Source organism: Inhella proteolytica (assembly GCF_016093275.1).
Lineage (GTDB): Bacteria > Pseudomonadota > Gammaproteobacteria > Burkholderiales > Burkholderiaceae_C > Inhella > Inhella proteolytica.
In genome coordinates this window covers 330,809-356,758 of the sequence record NZ_JAEDAK010000002.1, presented here as the reverse complement: position 1 = coordinate 356,758, position 25,950 = coordinate 330,809, and the positions used below count along the sequence as shown (strand labels likewise).

Below are 25,950 nucleotides of genomic sequence, written 5' to 3'. Positions count from 1 at the left end.
AATGTGGGTTCGACGCCCCCAGTCTCACTTCGTTCGCTACCCCCCAAGGGGGCGCTTGCCCGCTTGGGGCGGCCCTACGCTAGGCAATGATGAACACGCATCAATTTCAGGTTCCCGATCTCTCCTGTGGCCACTGCGTGGCGGCGGTGACGCGCGCCCTGCAGGCCCTGCACCCCATGGTGCAGGTGCAGGCCGATCCGGCCACCAAGGCCGTGCAGGTGCAGGCGCCGGCTGCACTCAGCGCCGAACAGCTGGCCGCGACGCTGCGCGAGGCCGGCTATCCGCCGGCGTGATCAGTCCTGGATCACCCAGGCGCCGGAGCAGGCGCGGCAGCTGACTTCCGCGCCGTCCGGGCGCGCGCACAGGCATTGCAGGCGTCCATACGTGCCGCAGTGCGGGCAGGTGGCTTGCAGCGAGACCGATTCGGCCTGACTCAGCAGCACGCCATAGCGGCGCAGCGCCCAAAACCCGACCGAGGCACTGGCCAGCACGCCGGCCCAGTTCCAGGCGCGCCCGCCCTGCGCCAGGCCCATGGCCTCAAAGCTGCCCAGCAGGGCCAGCAGGCTGAGCAGGGCCAGCACCAAATGCGCATGGCCGGCCAGCAGCTGCCGCTCGTACCAGCGCTTGAATCCCAGCCGCTGCAAGGCGTCGAAGAGAGCGGAGCCGGAGCGGGTCATGGGTCGAGCCTAGCCCTGCGACCACCCGTCGGCAAGGCCCGACCGCTCGGTCGGGCGAGAATGCCGGCCCTCCAAGGAAGAACCCCATGGCCCAGCTCCAGAGCAAGCTCAATCCCCGTTCCGCCGAGTTTCAGCACAGCGCCAGCGCCATGCGCGCCTTGATCGAGGACCTGCAGGCCAAGCTGGCCCGCATCGCCGAAGGCGGCGGCGAGGCGGCGCGCGCCAAGCATGTGGCACGCGGCAAGCTGCTGCCGCGCGACCGCGTGGCGATGCTGCTGGACCCCGACACGCCCTTCCTGGAAGTGGCCCCGCTGGCCGCGCTGAACGTCTACAAGGAAAAGGACGGCAGCGACAGCGCGCCCAGCGCGGGCGTCATCACCGGCATCGGTCGCGTCGCCGGGGTCGAATGCATGATCGTGTGCAACGACGCCACGGTGAAGGGCGGCACCTACTACCCGCTCACCGTCAAGAAGCACCTGCGCGCACAAGAGATCGCCGAGCAGAACCACCTGCCCTGCATCTACCTGGTGGACAGCGGCGGCGCCAACCTGCCGAACCAGGACGAGGTCTTCCCGGACCGCGACCACTTCGGCCGCATCTTCTACAACCAGGCCAATCTGTCGGCCCAGGGCGTGCCGCAGATCGCCGTGGTGATGGGCTCTTGCACGGCCGGTGGCGCCTATGTGCCGGCGATGAGCGACGAGACCATCATCGTCAAGAACCAGGGCACCATCTTCCTGGGCGGCCCGCCGCTGGTGAAGGCCGCCACCGGTGAGGTGGTGAGCGCCGAAGACCTGGGCGGTGGCGACGTGCACACGCGCCTTTCCGGCGTGGCCGACCACCTGGCCGAGAACGACACCCACGCCCTGGCCCTGGCCCGCCAGGTGGTGGGCAGCCTGAACTGGAGCAAGGCGCACAGCCTGAAGCTGCAGACCCCCGAGGCGCCTGCCTACGACCCGACCGAGCTGCACGGCGTGATCCCGACCGACACGCGCAAGCCGTTCGACGTGAGGGAAGTGATCGCCCGCGTGGTGGATGGCTCGAAGTTCGACGAGTTCAAGGCCCGCTACGGCACCACCCTGGTGTGCGGCTTCGCGCACATCGAGGGCATGCCGGTGGGCATCGTGGCCAACAACGGCATCCTGTTTGCCGAAAGCGCCAACAAGGGCGCGCACTTCATCGAGCTGTGCTGCCAACGCAAGGTGCCGCTGGTGTTCCTGCAGAACATCACCGGTTTCATGGTGGGTCGCAAGTACGAGAACGAGGGCATCGCCCGCGCCGGCGCCAAGATGGTGACGGCGGTTGCCTGCGCCCAGGTGCCCAAGTTCACCGTCATCATTGGCGGCAGCTTCGGCGCCGGGAACTACGGCATGTGCGGCCGCGCCTACAGTCCGCGCTTCCTGTGGATGTGGCCGAACGCGCGCATCTCGGTGATGGGCGGCGAGCAGGCGGCCTCGGTGCTGGCCACCGTGAAGCGCGACGGCATCGAGACCAAGGGCGGCAGCTGGAGTGCCGACGAGGAGGAGGCCTTCAAGGCGCCGATCCGTCAGCAGTACGAGGAGCAGGGCCATCCGTACTACGCCAGCGCGCGGCTGTGGGACGACGGCGTCATCGACCCCGCCGACACGCGCCGCGTGCTGGCGCTGGGCCTGAGTGCGGCGCTCAACGCCCCGATTCCCGAGACGAAGTTTGGTGTCTTCCGCATGTAAGGTGGCCGTCTTGCTGGCGCTTGCCGGCGCCACGCAGGCCGAGCCCCTTCAGATTCCCGTCCGCGCCGGTCAGCCGGCGCTGCAGGCGCATTGGTACCCGCTGCCGGGCCCGCAGCCCCAGCCCGCGGTGCTGGCCCTGCACGGCTGCGGCGGCCTTTACCAGCGCGACGGCAAGACCCTGGATGCGCGCTATCCGGAATACCGCCAGTTCCTTGCCGCGCTCGGTGTGCAGCTGCTGCTGACCGACAGCTGGGGCAGCCGCGGCCTGGGCCCGCAGTGCAGCACGCGCTACGCCGAGCGCAAGGTCTCGGTGGCTGAACGCCGCCAGGACGCGCTGGCCGCGCTCGAGTGGCTGCGCCAGCAGCCCGGCGTCGATCCGGCGCGCATTGCGCTGATCGGCTGGAGCAATGGCGGCACGACCGGTCTGACGGTGATCGATTCGAAGCGTTCGCCCAAGGCGCCGCCGCTCGCGGCGGCCGCCTTGTACTACCCGGGCTGCGCCAAGCTGATGCAGAACGGCGCGCCGGCCATGCCCGTGCTGCTCCAGCTCGGCGCGGCCGACGACTGGACGCCGGCGGCGCCCTGCGAACAGCTGGCCGCGCGCTGGCAGTCCGAAGGGGCCGCGGTGCAGCGCATCAGCTACGCCGGCGCCTTCCATGGCTTTGACAGCACACGCCCCGTCAGGCTGCGCACCGATGTGCCCAATGGCGTGAACCCGCAGGGCGTGCACCAGGGCGGCGATGCGGCCGCGCGGGCCGCATCCTTCGAAGCCCTGCGCCTCTTCCTGACCCAACACCTGAAGCTTGATGAAGCCCGTCACCATCCGCCCGCTGCAAGCCAGTGACTGCATGCAGCAGCTGACCGCGCTGCTGCATGCCGCCTATGCCAGCCTGGTCGAACAGGGTTGGAACTTCACTGCGGCCGATCAGAGCGTCGAAACGACGCGCTCGCGCATCGCCGAGGGCCACACGCTGGTGGCCCTGCAGGGGGAGCGCCTGGTCGGCACCGTCAGCATCCGCGGCCCCAAGCGCGCCGATGAGACTTATATCGCCGACGCCCCGCCGGCGCTCTACACCGAGCCTGGCACGGCCATCCTGTCCCAGCTGGCCGTGCACCCCGAGCTGCGCGGCCAGGGCCTGGCCGAGCGCCTGATGGACGCCGCCGAGGACTGGGCGCAGGCCCAGGGCTTCGCCCAGGTCGCGCTCGACACCGCCATCCCCGCCCAAGCCCTGCGCTGCCGCTACCTGCGCCGCGGCTACGTGGAATGCGGCGGCGTGCAGTGGCGCGGCAAGACCTACCCCTCGGTGCTGATGAGCAAACCCCTGACCCCCCTGGAGGCCGCATGAGCGCCACCCTGAAGATCGAAGAGCAGGACCGCGTCGCCCGCGTCATCCTGAACCGCCCCGAGGTTCGCAACGCCTTCAACGACGCCGTCATTCACGAGCTGACGCGCGCCTTTGAGGACCTGGGCGCGCGCAAGGACCTGCGCTGCATCGTGCTGGCCGCCGAAGGCAAGGCCTTCTGCGCCGGCGCCGACCTGAACTGGATGCGCGCGATGGCCGACTATTCCTGGGAGGAGAACCACCAGGACGCCGGCCGCCTGGCCGAGATGCTCTGGACGATCTACCGCTGCCCCATGCCCGTGATCGCGCGCGTGCAAGGGGATGTCTACGCCGGCGGCGTGGGTCTGGTGGCCTGTGCCGACATCGTCGTCAGCACGGCAGCGGCGGGCTACTGCCTCAGCGAGGCCAAGCTCGGTCTGCTGCCCGCCACCATCGGCCCCTACGTCGTCAAGGCCATGGGCGAGCGCCAGGCGCGCCGCTGGTTCACGAGCGCCGAGCGCTTCGATGCCGCGACGGCGCAGCGCCTGGGCCTGGTGCATGAGCTCGTGGCCGACCTGGAAGCGCTCGATGCCAAGGTGAACGAGCTGACCGCGGCCCTGTGCGCCAATGGCCCGCATGCCGTGCAGGCCTGCAAGAAGCTGGTGCTCGACCTGGGCGCCGAGCCCCACCTCACCGAGAAGCTGCGCGACGACACCGCGCGCCGCATCGCCGACATCCGCGCGTCAGCCGAGGGCAAGGCGGGCGTGCAAAGCTTCCTGACCAAGACCCCGGCACCCTGGCTTTGAGCACTTCCCTGAATCTGGCGGCGCGCAGCCGCGCCGCCGTCTGGCACCCCTGCACCCAAATGGCCCGGCTGGACCAGGTGCCGCCACTGCCCATCGTGCGCGGCGAGGGCCCCTGGCTGTTCGACGACCAGGGCCGCCGCTACTTCGATGCCAACAGCAGTTGGTGGGTCAACCTGTTCGGCCATGCCGATGCCGGCCTGGCCGAGGCCATCGCCCGGCAGGCCCGTACCTTGCCGCATGTGATGCTGGCCGGCTGCACGCACGAACCGGCGGTGGAGCTGGCCGAGCGCCTGAGCACACGCACCGGCGGCGCCCTCGGCCATGCCTTCTTTGGCAGCGACGGCGCCTCGGCGACCGAGATCGCGCTGAAGATGAGCGCGCACTACTGGCGCAACCGTGGCCTGCCGGACAAGAACGAGTTCATCGCCCTGGCCGGTGGCTACCACGGCGAGACCCTGGGGGCGCTGTCGGTCACCGATGTGGCGATCTTTCGCGATGCCTACGCGCCGCTGCTGCGCCGCACGCATCTGGCGCCCGCCCTGCACGAGGCCGGAGCGCTCGCGGCGATTGAGGCGAAGCTCGTGGCGCTGCAGGGCCGCTGCGCGGCCGTCATCGTCGAGCCGCTGATCCAGGGCGCGAGCGGCATGCGCATGCATGGGCCCGAGGTCTTGCGTGAGTTGCGCGCGCTGTGCACGACGTACGACGCGCACCTGATCGCCGACGAGATCGCGGTGGGCTGCGGCCGCACCGGCAGCTTCTTCGCCTGGGAGCAGGTGGACCCGCTGAACTGGCCCGACTTCCTGCTGCTCAGCAAGGGCATCACCGGCGGCACGCTGCCGCTCTCCCTGGTGCTGACGACGGACCGCGTGTTCGAGGCCTTCTTGTCGGATGAGGTGGCGCGCGGCTTTCTGCATTCGCACTCCTACACGGGCAACGCGATTGCCTGTGCCGCCGCGAACGAGGTGCTGCGGCGCATGGACACGGTGCTGCCGACGCTGGCCCACCAGGCGGCGCTTCTGCGCGAGGCCTTCGCGCCGCTGCTGGCCGACGCGCGCATCGAGCACGGCCGCCAGACCGGCCTGGTGCTGGCCTTCGACGTGCAGGAGGCGGTGGCCGGCGCGCGCTTTGCCGAGCGCTTCCACCTGGCGGCGCGCGCGCACGAGCTGTTGATCCGTCCGATCGGCCGTGCCGTCTACCTGATGCCGCCCTACCTGATCGACGCCCCGACCGCCACCTGGCTGGCCGAGCGCGTACGCGCCACGCTCGACGATGTCTGCCCTTTTTGAGCGCTTCCAGGTGCGCCTGGCCGAACGCGCCGCGCAGGACCTGATCCGCACGCGTCGCATCGCCAGCTCGCCCACCGCGCCGCGCCAGGTCATCGATGGTGTCGAGAAGCTGCTGTTCTGCTCGAACGACTACCTGGGCCTGGCCGACCATCCGGCGCTGGTTCAGGCGCTGCAAGAGGGCGCGGAACGCTACGGCGTGGGCAGCGGCGCCTCGCACCTGATCAGCGGGCACTCCGAGGCCCACGAGGCGCTCGAAGCCGAGCTGGCGCGCTGGGCGCGCGACTGCATTCCGGACGCCCGCGCCATCACCCTGTGCACCGGCTACATGGCCAATCTGGCGCTGCTGACCGGTTTGGGCGACCGCGAGGACGCACAGATCTTTTCCGAGCGCCTGAACCACGCCAGCCTGATCGACGGCGCGCGCCTGGCGCGGGCGCAGAAGAGCGTCTACACGGAGCTTGGCGAACTGGAGGCCCAGCTGCGTGCCTCCACGGCGGCCACCAAGCTGATCGTCAGCGATGCCGTGTTCAGCATGGACGGCCACCTGGCCCCGCTGCGCGAGCTGCTGGCGCTGGCCGAGGCGCACGATGCGCTGCTGCTGGTGGACGACGCCCATGGCTTCGGCGTGCTCGGCCCGCGCGGCCGTGGCAGCCTGGCGCACTGCGGGCTGCGCAGTGAGCGCCTGGTCTGGATGGGCACCCTGGGCAAGGCGGCCGGCGTGGCCGGCGCCTTCATCGCTGCCCATCCCTCGCTGATCGAGTGGCTGCTGCAGACCGCCCGCCCCACCATCTTCACCACCGCCAGCCCGCCAGCCCTGGCGCACGCGCTGCTGAAGTCGCTCGAACTGATTGAGGGCGAGGAGGGCGAGCGCCGGCGCGACCAGCTGGAGCTGCTGCGCGCGCACCTGGTGGAGGGCCTGGCGCCGCTTGCCGCCGCGCACGGCTGGCAGCTGCCGCATTCGGACACGCCGATCCAGCCGCTGATCGTGGGCGAGAACGCCGCCGCGCTGGCTCTATCGGCCCGCCTAGATGCGCGTGGCCTGCGCGTGCCGGCCATCCGCCCGCCGACGGTGGCGGTGGGGACGGCGCGGCTGCGCATCACGCTGTGCGCGGACCACCAGTCCGATGACATCGACACCCTCATTCGTGCCTTGCAGCCATGAGCCTCTTCTTCATCACCGGCACCGATACCGAGATCGGCAAGACCACCTGCACCGCCGCCCTGGTACAGGCCGCCGCGGCACGCGGCCTGCGTGCGGCCGGCCTCAAGCCGGTGGCGGCCGGGCAGGAATTGCGGGAAGGGCGCTGGGTCAATGAGGACGTGGCGCAGCTGCACGCGGCGCAGGCCGCCGGCCTCAGCGAGGCCGAGGTTGGCCCCATCCAGCTGCGCACCCCCTGTGCCCCGCACCTGGCCGCGCGCCTGGAAGGCCGGCCGATCCGCCGCGCCGAGGTCTTGGATGCGCTGCGTGCGCCGCTGCACAAGCTCGACATCGCCTTCGTCGAAGGCGTCGGCGGCTTCCGCGTGCCGCTGGATGAAGTGGCCGCCTGGGACAGCGCCGACCTGGCGCGCGAGCTGGCTGCGCCGGTGATCCTGGTGGTGGGCCTGCGCCTGGGCTGCATCAACCACGCGCTCTTGACGGCGGAAGCCATCCAGGCTCGGGGTTTGCCCTTGGCTGGCTGGATTGGCAATACCGTCGACGGCCAGATGCTGCAACACGGCGAAAATCTCGCCACCCTGCGGGCCCTGCTGCCCGCACCTTGCCTGGGCGCGGTGCCGCGCCTGGCTGAGCCCTCACCCGGCGCGGTGGCCTCCCATCTGGAGGCTGCGGCCCTGGACCGTCTGTTGAAGTTGAAGGATTCCTGATGAACGCTCCCGTGCAACCCATCCACCTGCACCGTCCGCTCAAGGCCGAGCCGGGCTTGTGGAGCGTCGCCGAGGTCGAGGCCCTGTTCGCGCTGCCTTTCATGGAGCTGATCCACCGCGCGCAGAGCGTGCACCAGCAGCACCAGCCGGCCAACCAGGTGCAGCTCTCGACGCTCTTGTCCATCAAGACCGGCGGCTGCGAGGAGGACTGCGCCTACTGCCCGCAGTCGGCCCATTACGACACCGGCCTGGAGGCCGAGAAGCTGCTGGACCTGGGCGAGGTCAAGGCCGCGGCCGAGGCCGCCAAGGCCAAGGGCGCCACGCGCTTCTGCATGGGTGCGGCCTGGCGCGCGCCCAAGGAACGCCACATGGAGCAGCTGATGGCCATGGTGCGCGAGGTCAAGGGCCTGGGCCTGGAGACCTGCGTGACAGCCGGCATGCTCAAGCCCGAGCAGGCCGTGCAGCTGAAAGAGTCGGGCCTGGACTACTACAACCACAACCTTGACACCGCGCCCGAGTTCTACGGCGAGATCATCACCACCCGCACCTATCAGGACCGCCTGGACACGCTGGAGGCGGTGCGCGCCACCGGCATGAAGGTGTGCAGCGGCGGCATCGTCGGCCTGGGCGAGAGCCGCGCCCAGCGCGCCGGCCTGGTGGCCCAGCTGGCCAACCTGAACCCGCCGCCCGAATCGGTGCCGATCAACAACCTGGTCAAGGTGGAAGGCACGCCGCTGGCCAAGAACGAGGATCTGGACCCCTTCGAGTTCGTGCGCACCATCGCCGTGGCGCGCATCACCATGCCGCACAGTATGGTGCGCCTGAGCGCCGGCCGCGAAGCCATGGACGAGGCCCTGCAGGCCCTGTGCTTCATGGCCGGCGCCAACTCCATCTTCTACGGCGAGAAGCTGCTGACCACCGGCAACCCGCAGGCCGAGGCCGACCGCAAGCTGCTGGAGCGCCTGGATCTGCGGGTGGCTGAGGTGCAGGAAGCGCCCAAGGCTGAAGCGGGCTGCGGCTGCGGGAGCGCCTGAGCGTGCTCTGGTTGGCGACCAAGTACGCGATCACCGCGGGCCTGGTCGTCGCGATCGGCGAGGCCGTACGGCGCAGTGACCGCCTGGGTGGCCTGATCGGCGCCCTGCCCTGGGTCACGGTGCTGGCCCTGGTGTGGATGCACGTCGAGGGCCAGCCCGCCGAAAAGCTGGCGCGCCATGCCCAGTACACGCTCTGGTACGTGCTGCCCACGCTGCCGATGTTTGGCGTTTTCCCTTTGTTACTGGGGCGTTGGGGTTTCTGGCCGGCGCTGCTGGCGAGTGCCGTGCTCACAATCGCGTGTTTCGGTTTGTGTGCCCTGCTGTTGCGTCGCTGGGGAATTGAGTTGTGGTGATGAGCGCGAAATCGGAAGAAGGGGCCTCGGCCGGTCCGCCTCCCGCGGAGGCCAAGGGGTCCGTGTTCGTGGACAGCCGCTGGGTCGGGCCCACGAAGAAGGCGGCCAAGTGGCTGATGTCCAGCTGGGCGCCCTCGCTGCCCCGCGGGGTGGACGAGCGCCGCACCAATCTGCAGCGCCCGCTGATCGACCGCATCCGCGACCTGGTGGGCTGGCAGCAGACGCAGACCCTGGTGGGGCGCCGCTATGGTCAGCGAGGGCTGAAGGTGAGCCCGGTGGGCAGCCCCGAGCCGGGCCTGACCACGCTGCAGGCGCGCGACGGGCGCCGGCTGATCGGCACGCTTTCGGTGCGCGAGGACGGCCCCAATGGCCTGGCGGCCGATGCCAGCTTTCCCGAAGAGTTGCTGCGCCTGCGCGCCAAGGGTCTGAAGCTGGTGGAGTGCTCCAAGCTGGCGCTCGAAGGCGCGGAAACCTCCAAGCCGGCGCTCTCCGGCCTCTTCCACCTGGCCTATCTGTATGCCCACCGCGTCAAGTTGGCCGACCTGATCATCCTGGAAGTCAACCCGCGCCACGCGCCCTTTTACCGGCGCATGCTGGGGGCCAAGCGCCTGCAGGTGGGGCACAACGCCAGCGTCGATGCCCCCTCCGTGCTGATGTGCCTGGACATGCTGCACATGGAATCGCAGGTGGCCCGCTTCGGCGGCAAGCCCGAACTGGCCGACGAGGTGCGCTGCCTCTATCCCTACTTCTACCCACCCGAGGAAGAAGCCGAACTGGTGCAGGTGCTGCGGGCGGAGCTGGAAGCCGAATAAGGGCGATACGCCCATAGGGAGCAAGCGATGTGGAAGTGCCTGGGGCTGCTGCTGGCAGCCTGTGGCTTGGTCTTGCCCACGCAGGCCGCCAGCCTGACGGTCACCGGCAGCCTGGACGCCCAGGGCCGCCTGTTGGTGCGCTACGAGCCCCCGACCGGCGTGCGGGAGCTGCCCTTCTGGCCGCCCACCCCCCATGGACAGGAGGCCTGGCGCCAGCTCATGGCCGAAGCGGGCGATGCCTGCACCGAGCTCGGCCCCAGCGCGCTGCGCATCCAGCCGGGTTGCCGCGCTGCCACCCTGCGTGTGCGGCCCCGGGTGCTGGGCGCCTACGCCACCTATGAGCCGGCGCAGCCACAGAGCGATGGCTCGGGCGTGCTGCTGCACACCGGGCATTACGCCGTGCTGCTGCCGGGCACCGAGCTGCGCTGGCGCTGGGTTGCGCCCCATGTCCTGCAGCGTGGGCGCGCCCATCGCGCCCTGGTCGAGTTGCGGATTCCGGCCGCCGAGGTCGATCAGGAGCTGCAGCACAGTGGCTGGGAGCAGCAAAAGCGCATCGGTATCGCTGAGTACGTCTACCTCGGGCGTCGTGCTGCGGAGCGCCAAGGTCCGGCCTGGCTGGCCTTGGACGGTGGCCTCGGCGCCGCGCGCGCCGCCTTCGTGCGCGAGCGACTGCTCGGCACCCTGCAGGCTTATGGTCAAGCCTATGGTCGGACCCTGCCGCACACCGGCGCCGTGGTGGTGACTCTGTCCGAATCGCCGGGCTACCACGGCGACACCACACCGGGCCAGATGATGCGGCTGCGCCTCCCGCGCGATGCCGCCACGATGTCCAACGAGGACTTCTCCCATTTCATCGCGCACGAGGTCGGGCATTGGTGGAACAAGGGTCTGTACAGCTCCGACGATGCGCAGCCCTGGTTGCACGAAGGGCATGCCGAATGGATGGCCTTGGTGCAGCAGACCCAAGAGGGCCAGATGACGCCGGCGCAGATGCGGGCGCGGGTGCAGGGCGCGCTGAACAGCTGCCTGGCCGCGCGCGGCGAGATGGCGATGGCCGCGCTGACGGGCGGCCGGCGCGACGGCACGGAATATTCCTGTGGCCTCAGCCTGATGCAGTTGGCCCAGGCCTTGCAAACCCAGCGCCAGCCCGCGGCCGAGTCGCCCTTGCGACGGCTGGCCAGCCTGCATGCCGGCAGCGGGCATCTGGATGCTGCCCGCCTCGTGGCCTGGGCTGAGGGCGATCAACCCGGCGCGCTGGGGCGCCTGCTGAACGACCGCGGCCAGCCCTTTGGTGCGGGATTCACCCAGGCCCTGCAGGCCCTGGAGCTGGCGGATGTGCGCCCGGTGGACCGCAGCGAGGAACTCGACGAGTTGACCCGCCGCACCCAGGCGGCTCATTGGGTTCGCCGCACCATGAACATGGACTGCGGCGGGGCCGCCAGCTACCACGGGCTGCGGCAGGGTTTCAAGCTGGAGACCGGGCCGATCTGCAAGACCCTGCGCCTGGGCCAGATGGCGGTGGCCCTGCAAGGCCTGCCGCTGATGGAGCGCCCGCTCGAAGCGTGGGACGCGGTGCAGGCGGCTTGCGCCCAGGGCGACACGATCCGGGTGGACTATGCCGATGGCCCGTCCTCGGAGCTGGCCTGCTCCGGGGAATTCCCGCCGCGCCCGCTGCGCGTCCTCGTCAAGCTGCGCCCCGATGCCCTGCAACGCTGGGGCATTCCGGCGGGCTGATTCAGGGCCGCAACACCGATACTGCGCGCCATGATCGCGGCGCCCTCACGAGGGGCGCCGCCGCCACTTTGGAGCCCCACGTGTTCAAGAAGATCCTCATTGCGAATCGAGGCGAGATCGCCTGCCGTGTCGCCGCCACCGCGCGCCGGATGGGCATTCAAACGGTTGCGGTCTACTCCGAGGCCGACGCCCGCGCCCAGCATGTGCTGGCCTGCGACGAGGCGGTGCTCATCGGCGGCCCGGCGCCGCGCGACTCCTACCTGCAGTGGGAGCGCATCCTGGCCGCGGCCAAGGCCACGGGCGCCGAGGCCATCCACCCCGGCTACGGCTTCCTGAGCGAGAACGAGGGCTTTGCCCAGGCCTGCGCCGAGGCCGGCGTGGTCTTCATCGGCCCGCCCGCCTCGGCCATCCTGGCCATGGGTCTGAAGGCCGAGAGCAAGCGCCTGATGGAAGCGGCCCAGGTGCCGTTGGTGCCGGGCTACCACGGCGCCGACCAGGACCCGGCCCTGCTGAAGCGCGAGGCCGACCGCATCGGCTATCCCGTCTTGATCAAGGCCAGCGCCGGCGGCGGCGGCAAGGGCATGCGCGCGGTGATGAACGGCGATGAGTTCGAGGCCGCGCTGGCCAGTTGCAAGCGCGAGGCCATCAACAGCTTTGGCGACGACGCCGTGCTGATCGAGCGCTATGTGCAGCGCCCGCGCCATATCGAGATCCAGGTGTTCGGCGACAGCTTCGGCGACTGCGTCTACCTGTTCGAGCGCGATTGCTCGGTGCAGCGCCGTCACCAGAAGGTGTTGGAAGAGGCCCCGGCCCCGGGCATGACCGCCGAGCGCCGCCGTGAGATGGGCGAGGCCGCGGTGGCGGCGGCCAAGGCCGTGGGCTATGTGGGCGCCGGCACGGTGGAGTTCATTGCCGAGCAGGACGGGCGCTTCTACTTCATGGAGATGAACACCCGCCTGCAGGTGGAGCACCCGGTCACCGAAGCCATCACCGGCCTGGACCTGGTGGAGTGGCAGCTGCGCGTGGCCGCCGGCCAGCCGCTGCCGCTGAAGCAAGACCAGCTGCGCATCCACGGCCATGCGATCGAGGCGCGCATCTGCGCCGAGAACCCCGAGGCCGGCTTCCTGCCCGCCACCGGTGCGCTCGACGTGCTGCGCTGGCCGGCGCACGCCAGCTTCACCCGCGCCGACGTGCGCGTGGACACCGGCGTGGTCGAGGGCGATGCCATCAGCCCCTATTACGACTCGATGGTGGCCAAGCTGATCGTCTGGGGTGAAGACCGCGCCCAGGCCCTGGCCCGGCTGGACGCCGCGCTGGCCCAGACCCACATCGTCGGCCTGCAGACCAATGTGGCCTTCCTGCGCCGCTGCGCGGCCACCCGGAGCTTCGCCGGCGCCGACCTCGACACCGGCCTGATCGAGCGCGAACGCGCGGCCCTGTTCGGACAACCCTGCCTGCCGCTGGATGTGGCCGCCGCCGCCGTGGCGGCACACACCCTGGCCGTGGAGGCCGGCACCCAGGATGCCGACCCCTGGAGCCGCCGCGACGGCTTCCGCCTGACCGGCGACGCGGTGCGCGGCTTCGACCTGGAGCTGGAGGGCCAGCACCATGCCGTGCAACTGCGCCGCCTGCATCGCGGGGGCATGCAGCTGGTGGTGGCGGGCCAGACCGTCGCCTTCGCGGCCGATTCCAGCGGCCCCGAGCGTCACACCCTGCTGCTGGGCGAGGGTCTGGACCAGCGCCGCATCCCCGTGCACACCTATGCCCGCGGCGAACAGGTCACGGTGTTCGCGCCACAGGGCAGCGCCACGCTGACCGAGGTCGACGTCATCGCCCACGCGGGCGAGGGCGGCGGTGCGGCCGGGCGCCTGACGGCCCCGATGCCTGGCAAGCTGGTGGCCCTGCACGTGAAGGCGGGTGACAGCGTCAAGGCCGGCCAGCCACTGGCGGTGATGGAGGCCATGAAGATGGAGCACACCCTCAACAGCCCGCGCGACGGCAAGGTGGCCGAGCTGCTGTATGCGGTGGGTGATCAGTTGAGCGACGGCGACGAGCTGCTGCGTTTAGAGAATTGACGATGTACCCGCGAGAACAATGGACAACCTTCTGGATCGTCGCTTGTGTGCTTTTCGGCCTGCTGCTTGCACGCAATGGGGTGAATAAGGCTTCGATCATTGTTTGCGGCGTGGCTGCCGTCTTGCTCTGCATCCCCTTTTACTTTGCGACCCGCGATAGATCTAAGCCGCCCAGCCGTACAGAGCGCTCGCTTGCCTTTGCATGGATGATTTTTCGTAGAACACTCGGAATTTTCTTTGGCGGGGCGATGGTGGCGGGGGCTGGAGTCGCCTTTGTCAAAGGCCCGTTCGGCCCTGGCGAGAGTGTGTTTCTGCTTTTGATTGGCCTGTGTGTTCTCTGGGCGACATGGTTTGGTCAGGGGTACAAGAAGCACACATTCACGGATGACCTCGACCTTCATCGCGAAAACAAGCGCCGGTATCGCTGGTGGTGCTAACAACCTGACCGTTCAAGTTTCGAATTGATATGAGCTTGCCCAGCCAAGTCACCCTCTGCGACGTCGGCCCGCGCGACGGTCTGCAGAACGAGAAGCAGACCGTGGCCACCGAGCACAAGGTGGAGCTGATCCAGCGCCTGCAGGAGGCCGGCATCCGCCGCCTCGAGGCCACCAGCTTCGTCAGCCCCAAATGGGTACCGCAGATGGGCGACAACGTCGAGGTGATGCGCGGCATCGCGCGCCGCCCCGATGTGGCCTACGCCGTGCTGGTGCCCAACGCCAAGGGCCTGGAGGCCGCACTGCCCCTGAAACCCGACGAGATCGTCGTCTTCACCGCGGCCAGCGAGGCCTTCACGCAGAAGAACATCAACTGCTCGATCGCTGAGAGCATCGAGCGCTTTGCGCCGGTGGTGGCGGAGGCCAAGGCGCGCGGCATCAAGGTGCGGGCAGCGCTGAGCTGCGCGCTCGGTTGCCCTTACGAGGGCGAGATCCACCCCGACCAGGTGGACCGCGTCGCGGCGCAGTTGAAGGCGATCGGCGTCGACCACCTGGGCGTGAGCGACACCATCGGCGTGGGCACGCCGCGCCGGGTGCAGGCGGCGCTGGAGCGGGCGCTGAAGCACTTTCCGCTCGCGGAGGTCAGCGGCCACTACCACGACACCTACGGACAGGCGCTGGCCAATGTCTACGCCAGCCTGGAGCTGGGCGTGGCCACCTTTGACGCCAGCGTCGGCGGTCTGGGCGGCTGCCCTTACGCCAAGGGCGCCACCGGCAATGTGGCCACCGAGGACGTGGTGTTCATGCTGAACGGGCTGGGCATCGAGACCGGTGTGGACATTGAAGCGCTGGTGGACGCGGCCGCGTTCATCAGCAAGGTACTGGGCCGGCCGCCGGTGTCCCGGGTGGCGCGGGCGCTGCTCGCCAAGCGTCAAGCTTGAACGCGGTTGCCGAGATTGGCGCGCAGCCCTGGGTTGGGGCAGGGCTGCGGCCAGAGCAATTGGCCTGGTATGACCGGCCGGGTTGGCAGTCCGATCCGCGCTTCGCAACGGCCACCGCTGAGCAGCGCGCGGGCCTGCTGGCACTGCATGAGCAGGGCTGGTTCAAGACCCGCTTGAACCTGCTGCAACACAGCGCCGACGCGGTTGATGCAGCTTGGCGCGAGGCCGCCGCTCAAGGCTTGAGCGTGCAGATCGACAGCGACAGTCTGGGGCGCTCCCTGGACTGGGCCGAGCTGCTGGAGCTCGAGGCGCAACGGGTGCCGCTGAGCTGGCGCCTGGTCAATGCCCAGCAGCAGCTGCTCGCGCTGGCCGAGCTGGTGGCGCACCCGCAGCTGCAGGCCTGGATGGCCTGTCTGGTCGGGGCCGAGCCGCAGCTGTTGAAGTGCTCGTATTTCTACCGCGGCTCGCAGGCCAGACCGCACGCGGACATGCCCTATGCACCGATCCCGGCGCCGGGGGCGCTGCTCACGCTGTGGCTTGCGCTGGAGGACGCGGATGCGGGCAACGGCGCGCTGACCGTTTTTCCGGGTTCGCACCGGCGCTTGCGCGGCTTTGATGCCGGCGGGGGCAGTCTGCTCCTCGCGGACACCGATCCTGATTCAGCGCAGGCGCGCGCTTATCTAGACCATGTGGAGGCGGAACTGGCCCGAGCGGCCATTGCGCCCGTCATCCAGACCCTGAGAGCCGGTCAGCTGGTCGTGCTTCATGCGGCCACCGTGCATGGCGGAGTGCCGATCACGGACTGGCAGCGCACCCGGCGCAGCCTGGTGCTCCACGTGGGGCGCCAGACCGTTTGACCCGGTCAGATTTGAGCGGTGGGCCTATTCCGGCGCGCGGTTACTCTGCGCCATCCAGCCTTCCAACAGCTCACCCGGCATCGGACGGGCGAACAGATAGCCCTGGCCTTCGTGGCAGCCCAGGGCCACCAGCTGGGCGGCCTGTTCCTCGGTCTCGATGCCTTCGGCCAGCACCTGCATGCCCAGGCTGCGGCCCAGGTTGACGACCATGGCGGCGATGGTGGAGCCGGCGGCTGAGCTCTGGGCCTCCTGAACGAAGGCGCGGTCGATCTTCAGGCGTTCGACCTGCAGCTGGCGCAGCTGGCTCAAGCTGGAGAAGCCGGTGCCGAAGTCGTCGATGGCGACGGTGGCGCCGGTGGCGCGGATGTCGGCCAGCACGTGCAGCACCATGTCCACGTCTTCCATGGCCATGGATTCGGTGATCTCCAGCTCCAGCGCGTCGCCCGGCACCTCGGCGTCGCGCATCGCTGCTTGCAGGGTGGGAATGAAGTGCGGATGGCGGAACTGGGCCAGCGAGATATTGACCGCCATGCGGAAGTCCATATAGCCGAGCTCGCGCAGGCGGGCGACCTGGAAGCAGGCGGTGCGCAGCACGAACTCGCCGATGGAGATGATCAGCCCGCTCTGCTCGGCCAGCGGGATGAACTGGTCGGGCGGAACGAACTTGCCTTCCTCATTGCGCCAGCGCAGCAGCGCCTCGGCGCCGACCACCTTGCGGGTGGGCAGGTGCACCTGGGGCTGGTAGACGACGAAGAGGCGGCGCGCCTCGAAGCTGGCGCGCAGGCCCTTGAGCAGCTTGAAGCGCTCGCGCGCGTCCACACCCATTTCGGCGCTGAAGTACTGGGCCGCCCCGCGGTGCATCAGCTTGGCGCGCTTGAGTGCAATGTGGGCGTCAAGCAGCAGCTCCGAGCCCAGCGCGCTGCTGTCGGCCAGGTTCACCAGGCCGGTGGTGGCGGAGAGCTGGAGCCGTTCGCCGGCCACATTGAAGGGTTCCGTGAAGACGCCGGACACGCCCTCGGCATTGATGCGCTCGGTCGGGCCCATCAGGCCGAAGGTGTCGGCCGAGATGCGCGCCATCTCGGCCCGTTCGCCCAACTGCTCGGTCAGGCGCGCGGCCACGGCCTGCAGCACCTGGTCGCCAAAGCGGTGGCCGAAGGCGTCGTTGATGTCGGAGAAGTCGTCGATGTCGATCAGCGCCAGCGACAGACCCTCGGGCGCCTGCAGATGCTTTTCCAGCAGCTCGATGAAGCGGTTGCGATTCGGCAGCTGCAGCAGCTGGTCGTTGTAGGCGTGGTCGAGCAACTGGCCGTACATGGCCACGTTGTCGAAGCCGATGGCCACGGTGGAGCTGAAGGTGTGCAGCAGGGGCAGCTCGGCCTCGTCGGGCTCGCGGGTGAGCAGGGCGTGCATCACCAGACTGCGCTCATTGGAGAGCCGGAAGTGCAGGGTGAGCGGGTTTCCGATATGCGGCTGGCCGAAGCCGAAGCTGCGTTCGATGGCGTCCCGGCTCGCGCCGGCATCCAGCAGGCTGAGGCTGGCGCCCATCAGTTCGGCGAAGGGCCCGAGCGCGCCGACGATGCGAGCCTGCTCGACGGCGTCCGAGCGGTGCTGCACGCACACCAAGCCGGCGGGCGGGCTCTCGAACAGGCCACACAGGTGTTCGAGCGCGCACTCGGCAAAGCGGGGCAGGGTGCGGATCTGGCTCAGCTCGTTGGCGGCCTGCAGGATGCGCGAGACCCCGCGGCGGCCGACCTGCAGCTCGCAGATCTGCTTGTAGGAGCGGATGGCGGCGGTGAGCACCGTGTAGAGGCGCGTGCGCGTCAGCTCGCTCTTGGTTTTGTAGTCGTTGATGTCGAGCGAGCGCACCGTCTCGATCTCGGGCGCGTAGCCGGGCTGGCCGGTGCGCAGCACGATGCGGGTGGCGTCGTGGCAGGCGTCGGCGCGCATATGGCGCACCAGCTGCAGGCCGGCGTCCTCGCTCTCCATCACCACGTCGAGCAGGGCCACGGCCAGGTTCGGTTCGCGGGCCAGCAGCTCGCGCGCCTGGGCGGCCGAGCTGGCGTGCAGGAACTCGAGTTTGCGGCCTTCGATCAGCAGGCCTTGCATGGCCAGTTCGGTGGCCTTGTGGACGTCGCTGTCGTCGTCGACGATCAGCACCCGCCAGGGCGCGCCGGCGTGCTCGTCCGCGTGGGCATCGTGCTCGTCGATGAGTTCGAGCACATCGTCGTCGGGATCGAGCCGCGCGTCAGAGGACGGAGAGAGGTCGGACATGCTGGCGTGTTACGGACGGTTCGTTGGAGTATGCGCCAGTTCATGCGGCGGCCAAGGGGCCGCATTCCCCGGGTTTAGCCGGGTTTGCGGCGGCCTTTGGCGGGCCCTCGTGCGGGTTGTCCCTGCTCGCGCGGCGGCAGGCCGGTGTGCTGGGTCAGCAGGGTGCCAGCGCGCGGGCGCTGGCTGGCTTTGGCGCTGGGTTTGACGGACGGCGTGCTGTTGGTGCGGCGCGCGCTGCAGTAGCTGCCATCGGTCTGTGGTTGCCAGCTCGGAATGAGGTGGTGCTTGCCGTTGCCAATCAGGTCGGCGCGGCCCATGTCCTGCAGGGCCTGGCGCAGCAGCGGCCAGTTGTTGGCATCGTGGTAGCGCAGGAAGGCCTTGTGCAGGCGGCGGCGCTTCTCGCCCTTGACGATGTCCACCGTCTCGCTGTCACGCGTGACCTTCTTGAGCGGGTTCTTGGTCGAGTGGTACATGGCCGTGGCGGTGGCCATGGGGCTCGGGTAGAAGGTCTGCACCTGGTCGGCACGGAAGCCGTTCTTCTTCAGCCAGAGCGCGAGGTTCATCATGTCCTCGTCACTGGTGCCGGGGTGGGCGGCGATGAAGTAGGGGATCAGGTACTGCTTCTTGCCGGCGGCGGCGCTGGCGGCTTCGAACAGCTGCTTGAAGCGGTCGTAGGTGCCGATGCCGGGCTTCATCATCTTGCTGAGCGGCCCGCCCTCGGTGTGCTCGGGGGCGATCTTCAGGTAACCGCCCACATGGTGCGTCACCAGCTCGGTGATGTATTCGGGGCTCTCCACCGCCAGGTCATAGCGCAGACCGGAGCCGATGAGGATCTTCTTCACGCCCTTGAGCGCGCGCGCCTTGCGGTAGAGCTGGATCAGCGGCCCGTGGTCGGTGTGCAGGTTCTGGCAGATGCCGGGGTAGACGCAGCTGGGCTTGCGGCAGGCCGCCTCGATTTCCTTGCTCTTGCAGCCGATGTGCCACATGTTGGCGGTCGGGCCACCGAGGTCGGACACCACGCCGGTGAAGCCCTGCACCTTGTCGCGGATGTCCTCGATCTCGCGCAGGATCGATTCCTCCGAGCGGCTCTGGATCACGCGGCCCTCGTGCTCGGTGATCGAGCAGAAGGTGCAGCCACCAAAGCAGCCGCGCATGATGTTGACGCTGAAGCGGATCATTTCCCAGGCCGGGATCTTGGTCGCGCCGTCGTGGCGGCCGTGTTCGTCCGCATAGCGCGGGTGCGGGCTGCGCGCGTAGGGCAGGTCGAACACATGGTCCATCTCGGCGGTGCTGAGCGGGATCGGCGGCGGGTTCAGCCAGACATCGCGCACCGAGGGGCCGTCACCATGGCGCTGCACCAGGGCGCGCGCATTGCCGGGGTTGGTCTCCAGGTGCAGCACGCGGTTGGCGTGGGCGTAGAGCACCGGGTCGCTCTTGACCTGCTCGAAGCTGGGCAGGCGGATGACCGAGCGCTCGCGCGGCGGGGTGACGGCGCGGGCGTCCGTCTTGGCCACCGTGCGGCGCACGATCTGGATCGGCTTTTCCTCCGCCTTGGGCGCATCGCCGGTGGCGCAGGCAGCGCCCTGCGCGCTGCCGGTTTCCTCGGTGGTGGCGTAGGGATTGATCAGCTCGTCCACCTTGCCCGGCTGATCGACGCTGCTGGAGTCGATCTCGAACCAGCCGGCCAGCTGCGGGTCGTCCACCTTGCGCATGAAGGCGGTGCCGCGCACGTCGGTGATGGATTCGATGGGCTTGCGCTGGGCCAGGCGGTGCGCGATTTCGATGATGGCGCGTTCGGCGTTGCCGTAGAGCAGCAGGTCGGCCTTGCTGTCCACCAGGATGGAGCGGCGCACCTTGTCGCTCCAGTAGTCGTAATGGGCGATGCGGCGCAGCGAGGCCTCGATGCCGCCGATGATCACCGGCACGTCCTTGAAGGCTTCCTTGCAGCGCTGGGTGTAGACCAGTGTGGCGCGGTCTGGCCTTTTTCCCGCCTCGCCGCCCGGGGTGTAGGCGTCGTCGCTGCGGATCTTCCGATCGGCCGTGTAGTGGTTGATCATCGAATCCATGTTCCCGGCCGCCACGCCGAAGAACAGCTTGGGCCGGCCCAGCGCCTTGAAGGGCTCGGCCGAGTTCCAGTCGGGCTGGGCAATGATGCCGACGCGAAAGCCCTGCGCCTCCAGCGTGCGCCCGATCACCGCCATACCGAAGCTGGGGTGGTCCACATAGGCGTCGCCGCTGACGATGATGATGTCGCACTCGTCCCAGCCGAGCTGCGTCATTTCCTCGCGGCTCATGGGCAGGAAGGGTGCCGGGCCGAAGCGCTTGGCCCAGTAGGGGCGGTAGGCCGTGAGCGCGCGCTCGGCCTTGGGCGGCTTCACAGTCTGGTGGCTGTGGGCGTCGTCTCGGGTCAGGGTGGCGGTCACGGTGGGGCCTTGGCTTTCGGGCAAACCCGCAATTGTCGTTGGGCGCCGGCCGTTCCGGTGCATGCCCCTGTGCTTTGGCGGGGCTTGTGGCGTGCTTAGTTGGGGCTTAGGCGGGGGCCTGGGCCTGCACGCAGGCCAGCAGGCGCGCGCGCTCGGCCGGTGGAATGGCCGGCAGCAGGCTGGCGCCCTGGTGCGCCAGGCCTTGCAGATAGGACTCGGTGGCGGCCTCGCCCACCTGCGTGAGGTCGAAGGTACTGGGCTGCAGCAGCCATTGGTGCAGCAGGCCGTGGCACAGGGCCACCAGGCCGATGGCCGCCTGGCGCGTGTCCAGGCTGGCGGGCAGTTGGCCGGCACGCACGGCGCCCTCCAGGTTGCTCTGGTGGCGCTCCACCCAGCGCTGGTGGGCTTCGGCCTTGCGCTGCGACAGGGCCGCCAACTCGCCGCTGAACTCCATTTTCTGCAGCGCGATCTCGAACACGCGGCGGGTGCGGCTGCAATGGGCCGTCAGGTGGAACAGGTGCACCAGGCCCCAGCGCAGCGCGGCCAGTCCGGGCTGCTGCAGGCAGGGGGCCTCGGGCGGTGCGGCTTCCAGCGGCAGGGTGGCGCGGTCCATCATGGCCGTGAAGAGCTCGGCCTTGTTCTTGAAATGCCAGTACACCGCGCCGCGGGTCATGCCGGTGGCGCTGGCGATGTCTTGCAGCGAGGTGTGGGAAACACCCTGGGCGTGGAACAGCTGCTCGGCCGCGTCGAGCAGCTTTTGCCGGGTTTCCAGCGCTTCCTGTTTGGTTTTGCGCACCATGGAGGGAGATTCTAAAGTCACTTACATACATTCGTGCATGTATGTAGACTGCGCGCCTTTCCCAAGTCCAAGCCGCCGGGTGGTGTCGAAAGGGCCGTGCCTGTTTCGTCGTGCCGGGTGAGCCAAGCCCTGCTGTCATTGCCGCGTGCCACGCGCCGCCCGAAAGGAATTCCTGTGCCTTCCCACCCGAACAAGAAGCCGCTGGTGCGGCCGCTCTGGCTCTCCCTTCCCGCCCTGCTGGCGCTGGCCGCCTGCGGCCAGCAAGGCGGCAACGCCCAGGCCCAGGGCGGCGGCATGCCGCCACCCGCCGTGGGCGTGCTGCAGGTGCAGCCGCAGGCGGTGAACCTGCAGGTGGAGCTGCCCGGCCGGGTGGAAGCCCTGCGCACCGCCCAGGTGCGGGCGCGCGTGAACGGCGTGGTGCAGAAGCGCCTGTTCACCGAAGGCGCCGAGGTGCGCGCCGGCCAGTCCCTGTTCCAGATTGACCCCGCGCCCTACCAGGCCGCACTGGACGCTGCCCAGGCCCAGCTGGCCAAGGCGCAAGCCAATGTGGCCCAGGCGGTGGCGCAGGCCGAACGCAACAAGCCCCTGGTGGAGGCCAAGGCCATCAGCCAGCAGGAATACCTGGCCTCCGTGGCCGCGGCCAAGGCGGCCGAAGCCGATGTGGCGGCCGCCAAGGCGGCGGTGCAAACCGCGCGCCTGAACCTGGACTACGCGGCCGTCAAGGCGCCCATCGCCGGGCGCATCGGCCGCGCGCTGGTGACCGAAGGCGCGCTGGTCAGCGCTGCCGAGGCCACCCAGCTGGCCCTGATCCAGCAGACCGACAAGGTCTACGTCAACTTCACCCAGAGCGCCAACGAGGTGCAGGCGCTGCGCCAGGCCCTTGCCGCCGGCCAGCTGCGCGCCGCCGGCAAGGACGCTGCCCAGGTGCGCGTGCTGCTGGACAACGGCCAGGAGGCCAAGGAGCCCGGCAAGCTGCTCTTCACCGACCTGAGCGTGGACCCCGGCACCGGCCAGGTGCAGCTGCGCGCCGAAGTGCCGAACGGCCAGGGCCAGCTGCTGCCCGGCCAGTTCGTGCGCGTGCGTTTGAGCCAGGCCGAGCTGCCCGCCGGCCTGCTGCTGCCGCAGCAGGCGGTGACGCGCGGCAGCCAGGGCGACACGGTGCTGGTGGTGGGCGCCGACAACAAGCCGCAACCGCGCCCGGTCAAGCTCGGCGGCAGCCAGGGCAATCAGTGGGTGGTGCTCGACGGCCTGAAGCCCGGCGAGCAGGTCATCGTCGATGGCTTCCAGAAGATGTTCGTGCCCGGCGCGCCGGTCAAGCCCGTGCCCTGGACCGGCCCGGCTTCGGCCCCAGCCTCGGCCGCCAGCCGTTAAGCGGGAGCTGACCCATGCTGTCCCGCTTCTTCATTGATCGCCCCATCTTTGCCTGGGTGATCGCGCTGTTCATCCTGGTGTTCGGCGCGCTGTCCATCACCAAGCTGCCGGTGGCGCAGTACCCCACGGTGGCGCCGCCCTCGCTGGTGGTGTCCACCTTCTACCCCGGCGCCTCGGCGCGCACGCTGGATGAATCCGTGCTCGCCGTGCTGGAGCAGGAGCTCAACGGCTCGCCCAATCTGGCCTACATCGAGTCGGTCTCGCAGGCCAATGGCAGCGGCACCATCACGGTGACATTCGAGCCCGGCACCAATATCGACCTGGCGCAGGTGGAGGTGCAGAACCGCCTCTCGCGCGCCACGCCGCGCCTGCCTTCGGCGGTGGTGCAGCAGGGCGTGCGCGTGGACAAGGCGCGCAACAACTTCCTGCTCTTCGTCACCCTGTCCAGCAAGGACGGCCGCCTGGACCCGATCGCCCTGGGCGACTACGCCGCGCGCTCCATCATCCCGGAGCTGCAGCGCCTGCCCGGCATCGGCCAAGCCCAGCTGTTCGGCACCGAGCGCGCCATGCGCATCTGGATCGACCCGGCCAAGCTGCGCGCCTACAACCTGAACGCGACCGAGGTCAACGCCGCCATCCGCGCGCAGAACGCGCTGGTGCCGGCCGGCGCCATCGGCGAGCTGCCTAATCTCTCGACCCAGACCGTCAGCGCCACCGTGGTGGTGAAGGGCCAGCTGGAGTCGGTGGAGCAGTTCAAGGCCATCGTGCTGCGTGCCAACCCCGATGGCTCCACCGTGCGCCTGGGCGACGTGGCGCGCGTGGAGCTGGGCGGCCAGGGCTATGGCAGCTACTCGCGCCTGAACGGCAAGCCCAGCACCGGCATCGGCATCCAGCTGGCACCCAGCGGCAACGCCCTGGCCTCGGCCCAGGCGGTGAAGGACCGCATGGTCGAGCTGCAGCGCTATTTCCCCGAAGGCGTGGTCTACGAGATCCCTTACGACAGCTCGCGCTTCGTGCAGATCTCCATCTCGCAGGTGGTGCAGACCCTGTTCGAGGCCATCCTGCTGGTGTTCCTGGTCATGTACCTGTTCCTGCAGAACTGGCGCTACACCCTGATCCCGACCATCGTGGTGCCGATCGCCCTGCTGGGCACCTTCGCCATCATGCTGGGCCTGGGCTACTCCATCAACGTGCTGACGCTGTTCGGCATGGTGCTGGCCATCGGCATCCTGGTGGACGACGCCATCGTGGTCGTGGAGAACGTCGAACGCATCATGCACGAGGAGGGGCGCACGCCCCTCGAGGCCACCAAGAAGGCGATGGGCCAGATTTCCGGCGCCATCATCGGCATCACCGTGGTGCTGGTGTCGGTGTTCGTGCCCATGGCCTTCTTTGCCGGTTCGGTGGGCAACATCTACCGCCAGTTCTCGCTCTCCATGGCGGCCTCGATGCTGCTGTCGGCCTTCATGGCCCTGAGCCTGACGCCGGCCCTCTGCGCCACCTTGCTCAAACCGGTGGAGCCCGGCAGCGGCCACAACAAGCGCGGCTTCTTCGGCTGGTTCAACCGCGGCTTTGCGGCCACCGCCAAGGGGTATGAGGGCTGGGTGGCGAAGCTGCTGCAGCGCGGTGGCCGCGTGCTGCTGATCTATGTGGCGCTGATTGCCGTGGTGGGCTGGCTGTACGTGCGCATGCCCACCTCCTTCCTGCCCAATGAAGACCAGGGCTACTTGATCGTCAACGTGCAGCTGCCGCCGGGTGCCACCGCCCAGCGCACCGAGGCCGCGGTCAAGCAGGTCGAAGACTTCATGCTTAAGCAGCCCGAGGTGCGCGCCACCGTGGGCGTGATCGGCTTCTCCTTCAGCGGCCAGGGCCAGAACGCCGCCCTGGTGTTCGTGCCCCTCAAGCCCTGGGAGGAACGCAAGGGCAAGGACCACAGCGCGCAAGCCCTGGCCGGCCGTGCCTTCGGCGCCTTCATGGCCGTGCGCGACGCCTTCATCTTCCCGCTCTCGCCCCCGCCCATCCCCGAGCTGGGCACGGCCACCGGCTTTGCCTTGCGCTTGCAAGACCGCGGTGGCCTGGGCCACGAGGCCCTGCTGAACGCCCGCAACCAGCTGATGGGCATGGCGAGCCAAAGCAAGCTCATAACCGGCATGCGCCCGGACGGCCTGGAGGACGCTCCGCAGTTGCAGCTCGACATCGACCGCGACAAGGCCAATGCTCTGGGCGTGAGCTTCGACAACCTGGGCGCGGTGATCGCCACCCAGCTCGGCTCGGCCTATGTGAACGACTTCCCCGCCAACGGCCGCCTGCAGCGCGTGGTGGTGCAGGCCGAGGCCGCGGCGCGCATGCAGCCCGAGGACCTGCTGCGCCTGAGCGTGCTGAACAACAAGGGCCAGCATGTGCCGCTGAGCAGCTTTGCCAGCACGCGCTGGATTACTGGCCAGATGCAGGCGGTGCGCTACAACGGCTACCCGGCCATGCGCCTGGCCGGCGACGCCGCACCCGGCGCCTCCACCGGCGCGGCGATGGCCGAGATCGAAAAGATGGCGGCCCAGCTGCCGCCCGGCATCGGCTTCGAGTGGACCGGGCTCTCGCGCGAGGAAAAGATCTCCGGCGCCCAGGCCACCGCCCTGCTGATCTTCTCGCTGCTGGCCGTGTTCCTGTGCCTGGCCGCGCTGTACGAGAGCTGGTCGATTCCGTTCGCCGTGCTGCTGGTGGTGCCCCTGGGCCTGCTGGGCGCGCTGCTGGGCGCCAGCCTGCGCGGCATGCCCAACGACGTGTTCTTCAAGGTCGGCCTGATCACCATCATTGGCCTGAGTGCGAAGAACGCCATCCTGATCATCGAGTTCGCCAAGGACCTGCAGGCCGAAGGGCGCAGCCTCACGGCCGCGATCCTGGAGGCCTGCCATCTGCGCTTCCGGCCCATCCTGATGACCTCGCTGGCCTTCATCCTCGGCGTGATGCCGCTCGTGTTCGCCAGCGGGGCCGGCTCGGCCAGCCAGCGCGCCATCGGCACCGGGGTGATGTCGGGCATGGTCTCGGCCACCGTGCTGGCCGTGCTCTTCGTGCCGGTGTTCTTCCTGGTGGTGCGCAAGCTCTTCAAGCCCAGCACGCGCCAGCTCGAATTCGACAAGCAGCATGCCCATGGCATTGGCGGCGCCGCCGAGGGACATTGAAATGAAG

The 25,950-nt window shown here is 69.2% G+C and carries 22 protein-coding genes; 18 read left to right on the top strand and 4 right to left on the bottom strand.

Going from position 1 to position 25,950, the window contains the following annotated elements:
• The first annotated feature begins 89 nt into the window (after positions 1-89).
• On the top strand, positions 90-293 hold the full coding sequence (locus I7X39_RS04235; protein ID WP_198109717.1) for a heavy-metal-associated domain-containing protein: 204 nt from the start codon (positions 90-92) through the stop codon (positions 291-293).
• On the opposite strand, the gene I7X39_RS04230 is transcribed toward I7X39_RS04235, so the two are convergent.
• Entirely contained in the window at positions 294-677 is a 384-nt protein-coding gene (locus tag I7X39_RS04230) for a hypothetical protein (protein ID WP_198109716.1), read from the bottom strand.
• Between the two features lie 86 nt (positions 678-763).
• On the opposite strand from I7X39_RS04230, the gene I7X39_RS04225 reads away from it, so the two are divergent.
• The 15 genes from I7X39_RS04225 to I7X39_RS04155 all read left to right on the top strand — a co-directional run bounded on the left by I7X39_RS04225 (position 764) and on the right by I7X39_RS04155 (position 15,903).
• Complete coding sequence (locus I7X39_RS04225) at positions 764-2,386, top strand: carboxyl transferase domain-containing protein (protein ID WP_198109715.1); 1,623 nt, start codon at positions 764-766, stop codon at positions 2,384-2,386.
• Positions 2,370-3,230, top strand: a complete 861-nt coding sequence (locus tag I7X39_RS04220) for a dienelactone hydrolase family protein (protein ID WP_310739850.1) — start codon at positions 2,370-2,372, stop codon at positions 3,228-3,230. Before I7X39_RS04225 ends, I7X39_RS04220 begins: the two co-directional genes overlap by 17 nt.
• Complete coding sequence (locus I7X39_RS04215; RefSeq protein WP_198109713.1) at positions 3,193-3,732, top strand: GNAT family N-acetyltransferase; 540 nt, start codon at positions 3,193-3,195, stop codon at positions 3,730-3,732. The genes I7X39_RS04220 and I7X39_RS04215 overlap by 38 nt, the downstream gene beginning before the upstream one ends.
• On the top strand, positions 3,729-4,514 hold the full coding sequence (locus tag I7X39_RS04210; protein WP_198109712.1) for an enoyl-CoA hydratase/isomerase family protein: 786 nt from the start codon (positions 3,729-3,731) through the stop codon (positions 4,512-4,514). The genes I7X39_RS04215 and I7X39_RS04210 overlap by 4 nt, the downstream gene beginning before the upstream one ends.
• Entirely contained in the window at positions 4,505-5,800 is a 1,296-nt protein-coding gene (gene bioA / locus I7X39_RS04205; protein ID WP_375140740.1) for an adenosylmethionine--8-amino-7-oxononanoate transaminase, read from the top strand. The genes I7X39_RS04210 and bioA overlap by 10 nt, the downstream gene beginning before the upstream one ends.
• Complete coding sequence (locus I7X39_RS04200) at positions 5,784-6,962, top strand: aminotransferase class I/II-fold pyridoxal phosphate-dependent enzyme (protein WP_198109711.1); 1,179 nt, start codon at positions 5,784-5,786, stop codon at positions 6,960-6,962. The genes bioA and I7X39_RS04200 overlap by 17 nt, the downstream gene beginning before the upstream one ends.
• Positions 6,959-7,663, top strand: coding sequence for a dethiobiotin synthase (gene bioD / locus I7X39_RS04195; RefSeq protein ID WP_198109710.1), 705 nt, complete (start codon positions 6,959-6,961; stop codon positions 7,661-7,663). Before I7X39_RS04200 ends, bioD begins: the two co-directional genes overlap by 4 nt.
• Positions 7,663-8,697, top strand: coding sequence for a biotin synthase BioB (gene bioB / locus I7X39_RS04190; protein ID WP_198109709.1), 1,035 nt, complete (start codon positions 7,663-7,665; stop codon positions 8,695-8,697). Before bioD ends, bioB begins: the two co-directional genes overlap by 1 nt.
• A 2-nt stretch (positions 8,698-8,699) precedes the next feature.
• On the top strand, positions 8,700-9,050 hold the full coding sequence (locus tag I7X39_RS04185) for a DUF3147 family protein (RefSeq protein ID WP_198109708.1): 351 nt from the start codon (positions 8,700-8,702) through the stop codon (positions 9,048-9,050).
• A complete protein-coding gene (locus I7X39_RS04180; RefSeq protein WP_198109707.1) occupies positions 9,050-9,862 on the top strand; it encodes an N-acyl amino acid synthase FeeM domain-containing protein in 813 nt (270 codons plus the stop codon). Before I7X39_RS04185 ends, I7X39_RS04180 begins: the two co-directional genes overlap by 1 nt.
• Before the next feature lie 27 nt (positions 9,863-9,889).
• Positions 9,890-11,596, top strand: coding sequence for a hypothetical protein (locus I7X39_RS04175; RefSeq protein WP_198109706.1), 1,707 nt, complete (start codon positions 9,890-9,892; stop codon positions 11,594-11,596).
• Positions 11,597-11,676: 80 nt separating this feature from the next.
• Positions 11,677-13,671: an acetyl/propionyl/methylcrotonyl-CoA carboxylase subunit alpha gene (locus tag I7X39_RS04170; protein ID WP_198109705.1), complete on the top strand. Its 1,995-nt coding sequence runs from the start codon at positions 11,677-11,679 to the stop codon at positions 13,669-13,671.
• A gap of 2 nt (positions 13,672-13,673) precedes the next feature.
• The gene (locus I7X39_RS04165; protein WP_198109704.1) at positions 13,674-14,108 is read left to right on the top strand and encodes a hypothetical protein; all 435 of its coding nucleotides are present in this window, start codon (positions 13,674-13,676) and stop codon (positions 14,106-14,108) included.
• A 29-nt stretch (positions 14,109-14,137) separates the two neighbouring features.
• The gene (locus I7X39_RS04160) at positions 14,138-15,046 is read left to right on the top strand and encodes a hydroxymethylglutaryl-CoA lyase (protein WP_198109703.1); all 909 of its coding nucleotides are present in this window, start codon (positions 14,138-14,140) and stop codon (positions 15,044-15,046) included.
• Entirely contained in the window at positions 15,043-15,903 is an 861-nt protein-coding gene (locus tag I7X39_RS04155; RefSeq protein ID WP_198109702.1) for a phytanoyl-CoA dioxygenase family protein, read from the top strand. The genes I7X39_RS04160 and I7X39_RS04155 overlap by 4 nt, the downstream gene beginning before the upstream one ends.
• A gap of 24 nt (positions 15,904-15,927) precedes the next feature.
• Here the strand turns inward: I7X39_RS04155 and I7X39_RS04150 are convergent, their stop codons facing one another.
• The 3 genes from I7X39_RS04150 to I7X39_RS04140 all read right to left on the bottom strand — a co-directional run bounded on the left by I7X39_RS04150 (position 15,928) and on the right by I7X39_RS04140 (position 21,396).
• Positions 15,928-18,174 (bottom strand): GGDEF/EAL domain-containing response regulator, encoded by a 2,247-nt coding sequence (locus tag I7X39_RS04150; protein ID WP_198109701.1) that lies wholly within the window; start codon positions 18,172-18,174, stop codon positions 15,928-15,930.
• 74 nt (positions 18,175-18,248) lie between these two features.
• The gene (locus I7X39_RS04145; RefSeq protein ID WP_310739849.1) at positions 18,249-20,597 is read right to left on the bottom strand and encodes a YgiQ family radical SAM protein; all 2,349 of its coding nucleotides are present in this window, start codon (positions 20,595-20,597) and stop codon (positions 18,249-18,251) included.
• Positions 20,598-20,703: 106 nt separating this feature from the next.
• On the bottom strand, positions 20,704-21,396 hold the full coding sequence (locus I7X39_RS04140; protein ID WP_198109699.1) for a TetR family transcriptional regulator: 693 nt from the start codon (positions 21,394-21,396) through the stop codon (positions 20,704-20,706).
• Positions 21,397-21,570: 174 nt separating this feature from the next.
• Between I7X39_RS04140 and I7X39_RS04135 the strand changes: the two genes are divergently transcribed.
• On the top strand, positions 21,571-22,767 hold the full coding sequence (locus I7X39_RS04135; RefSeq protein ID WP_310739848.1) for an efflux RND transporter periplasmic adaptor subunit: 1,197 nt from the start codon (positions 21,571-21,573) through the stop codon (positions 22,765-22,767).
• 17 nt (positions 22,768-22,784) lie between these two features.
• On the top strand, positions 22,785-25,943 hold the full coding sequence (locus tag I7X39_RS04130; RefSeq protein WP_198109905.1) for an efflux RND transporter permease subunit: 3,159 nt from the start codon (positions 22,785-22,787) through the stop codon (positions 25,941-25,943).
• Positions 25,944-25,950: the final 7 nt, after the last annotated feature.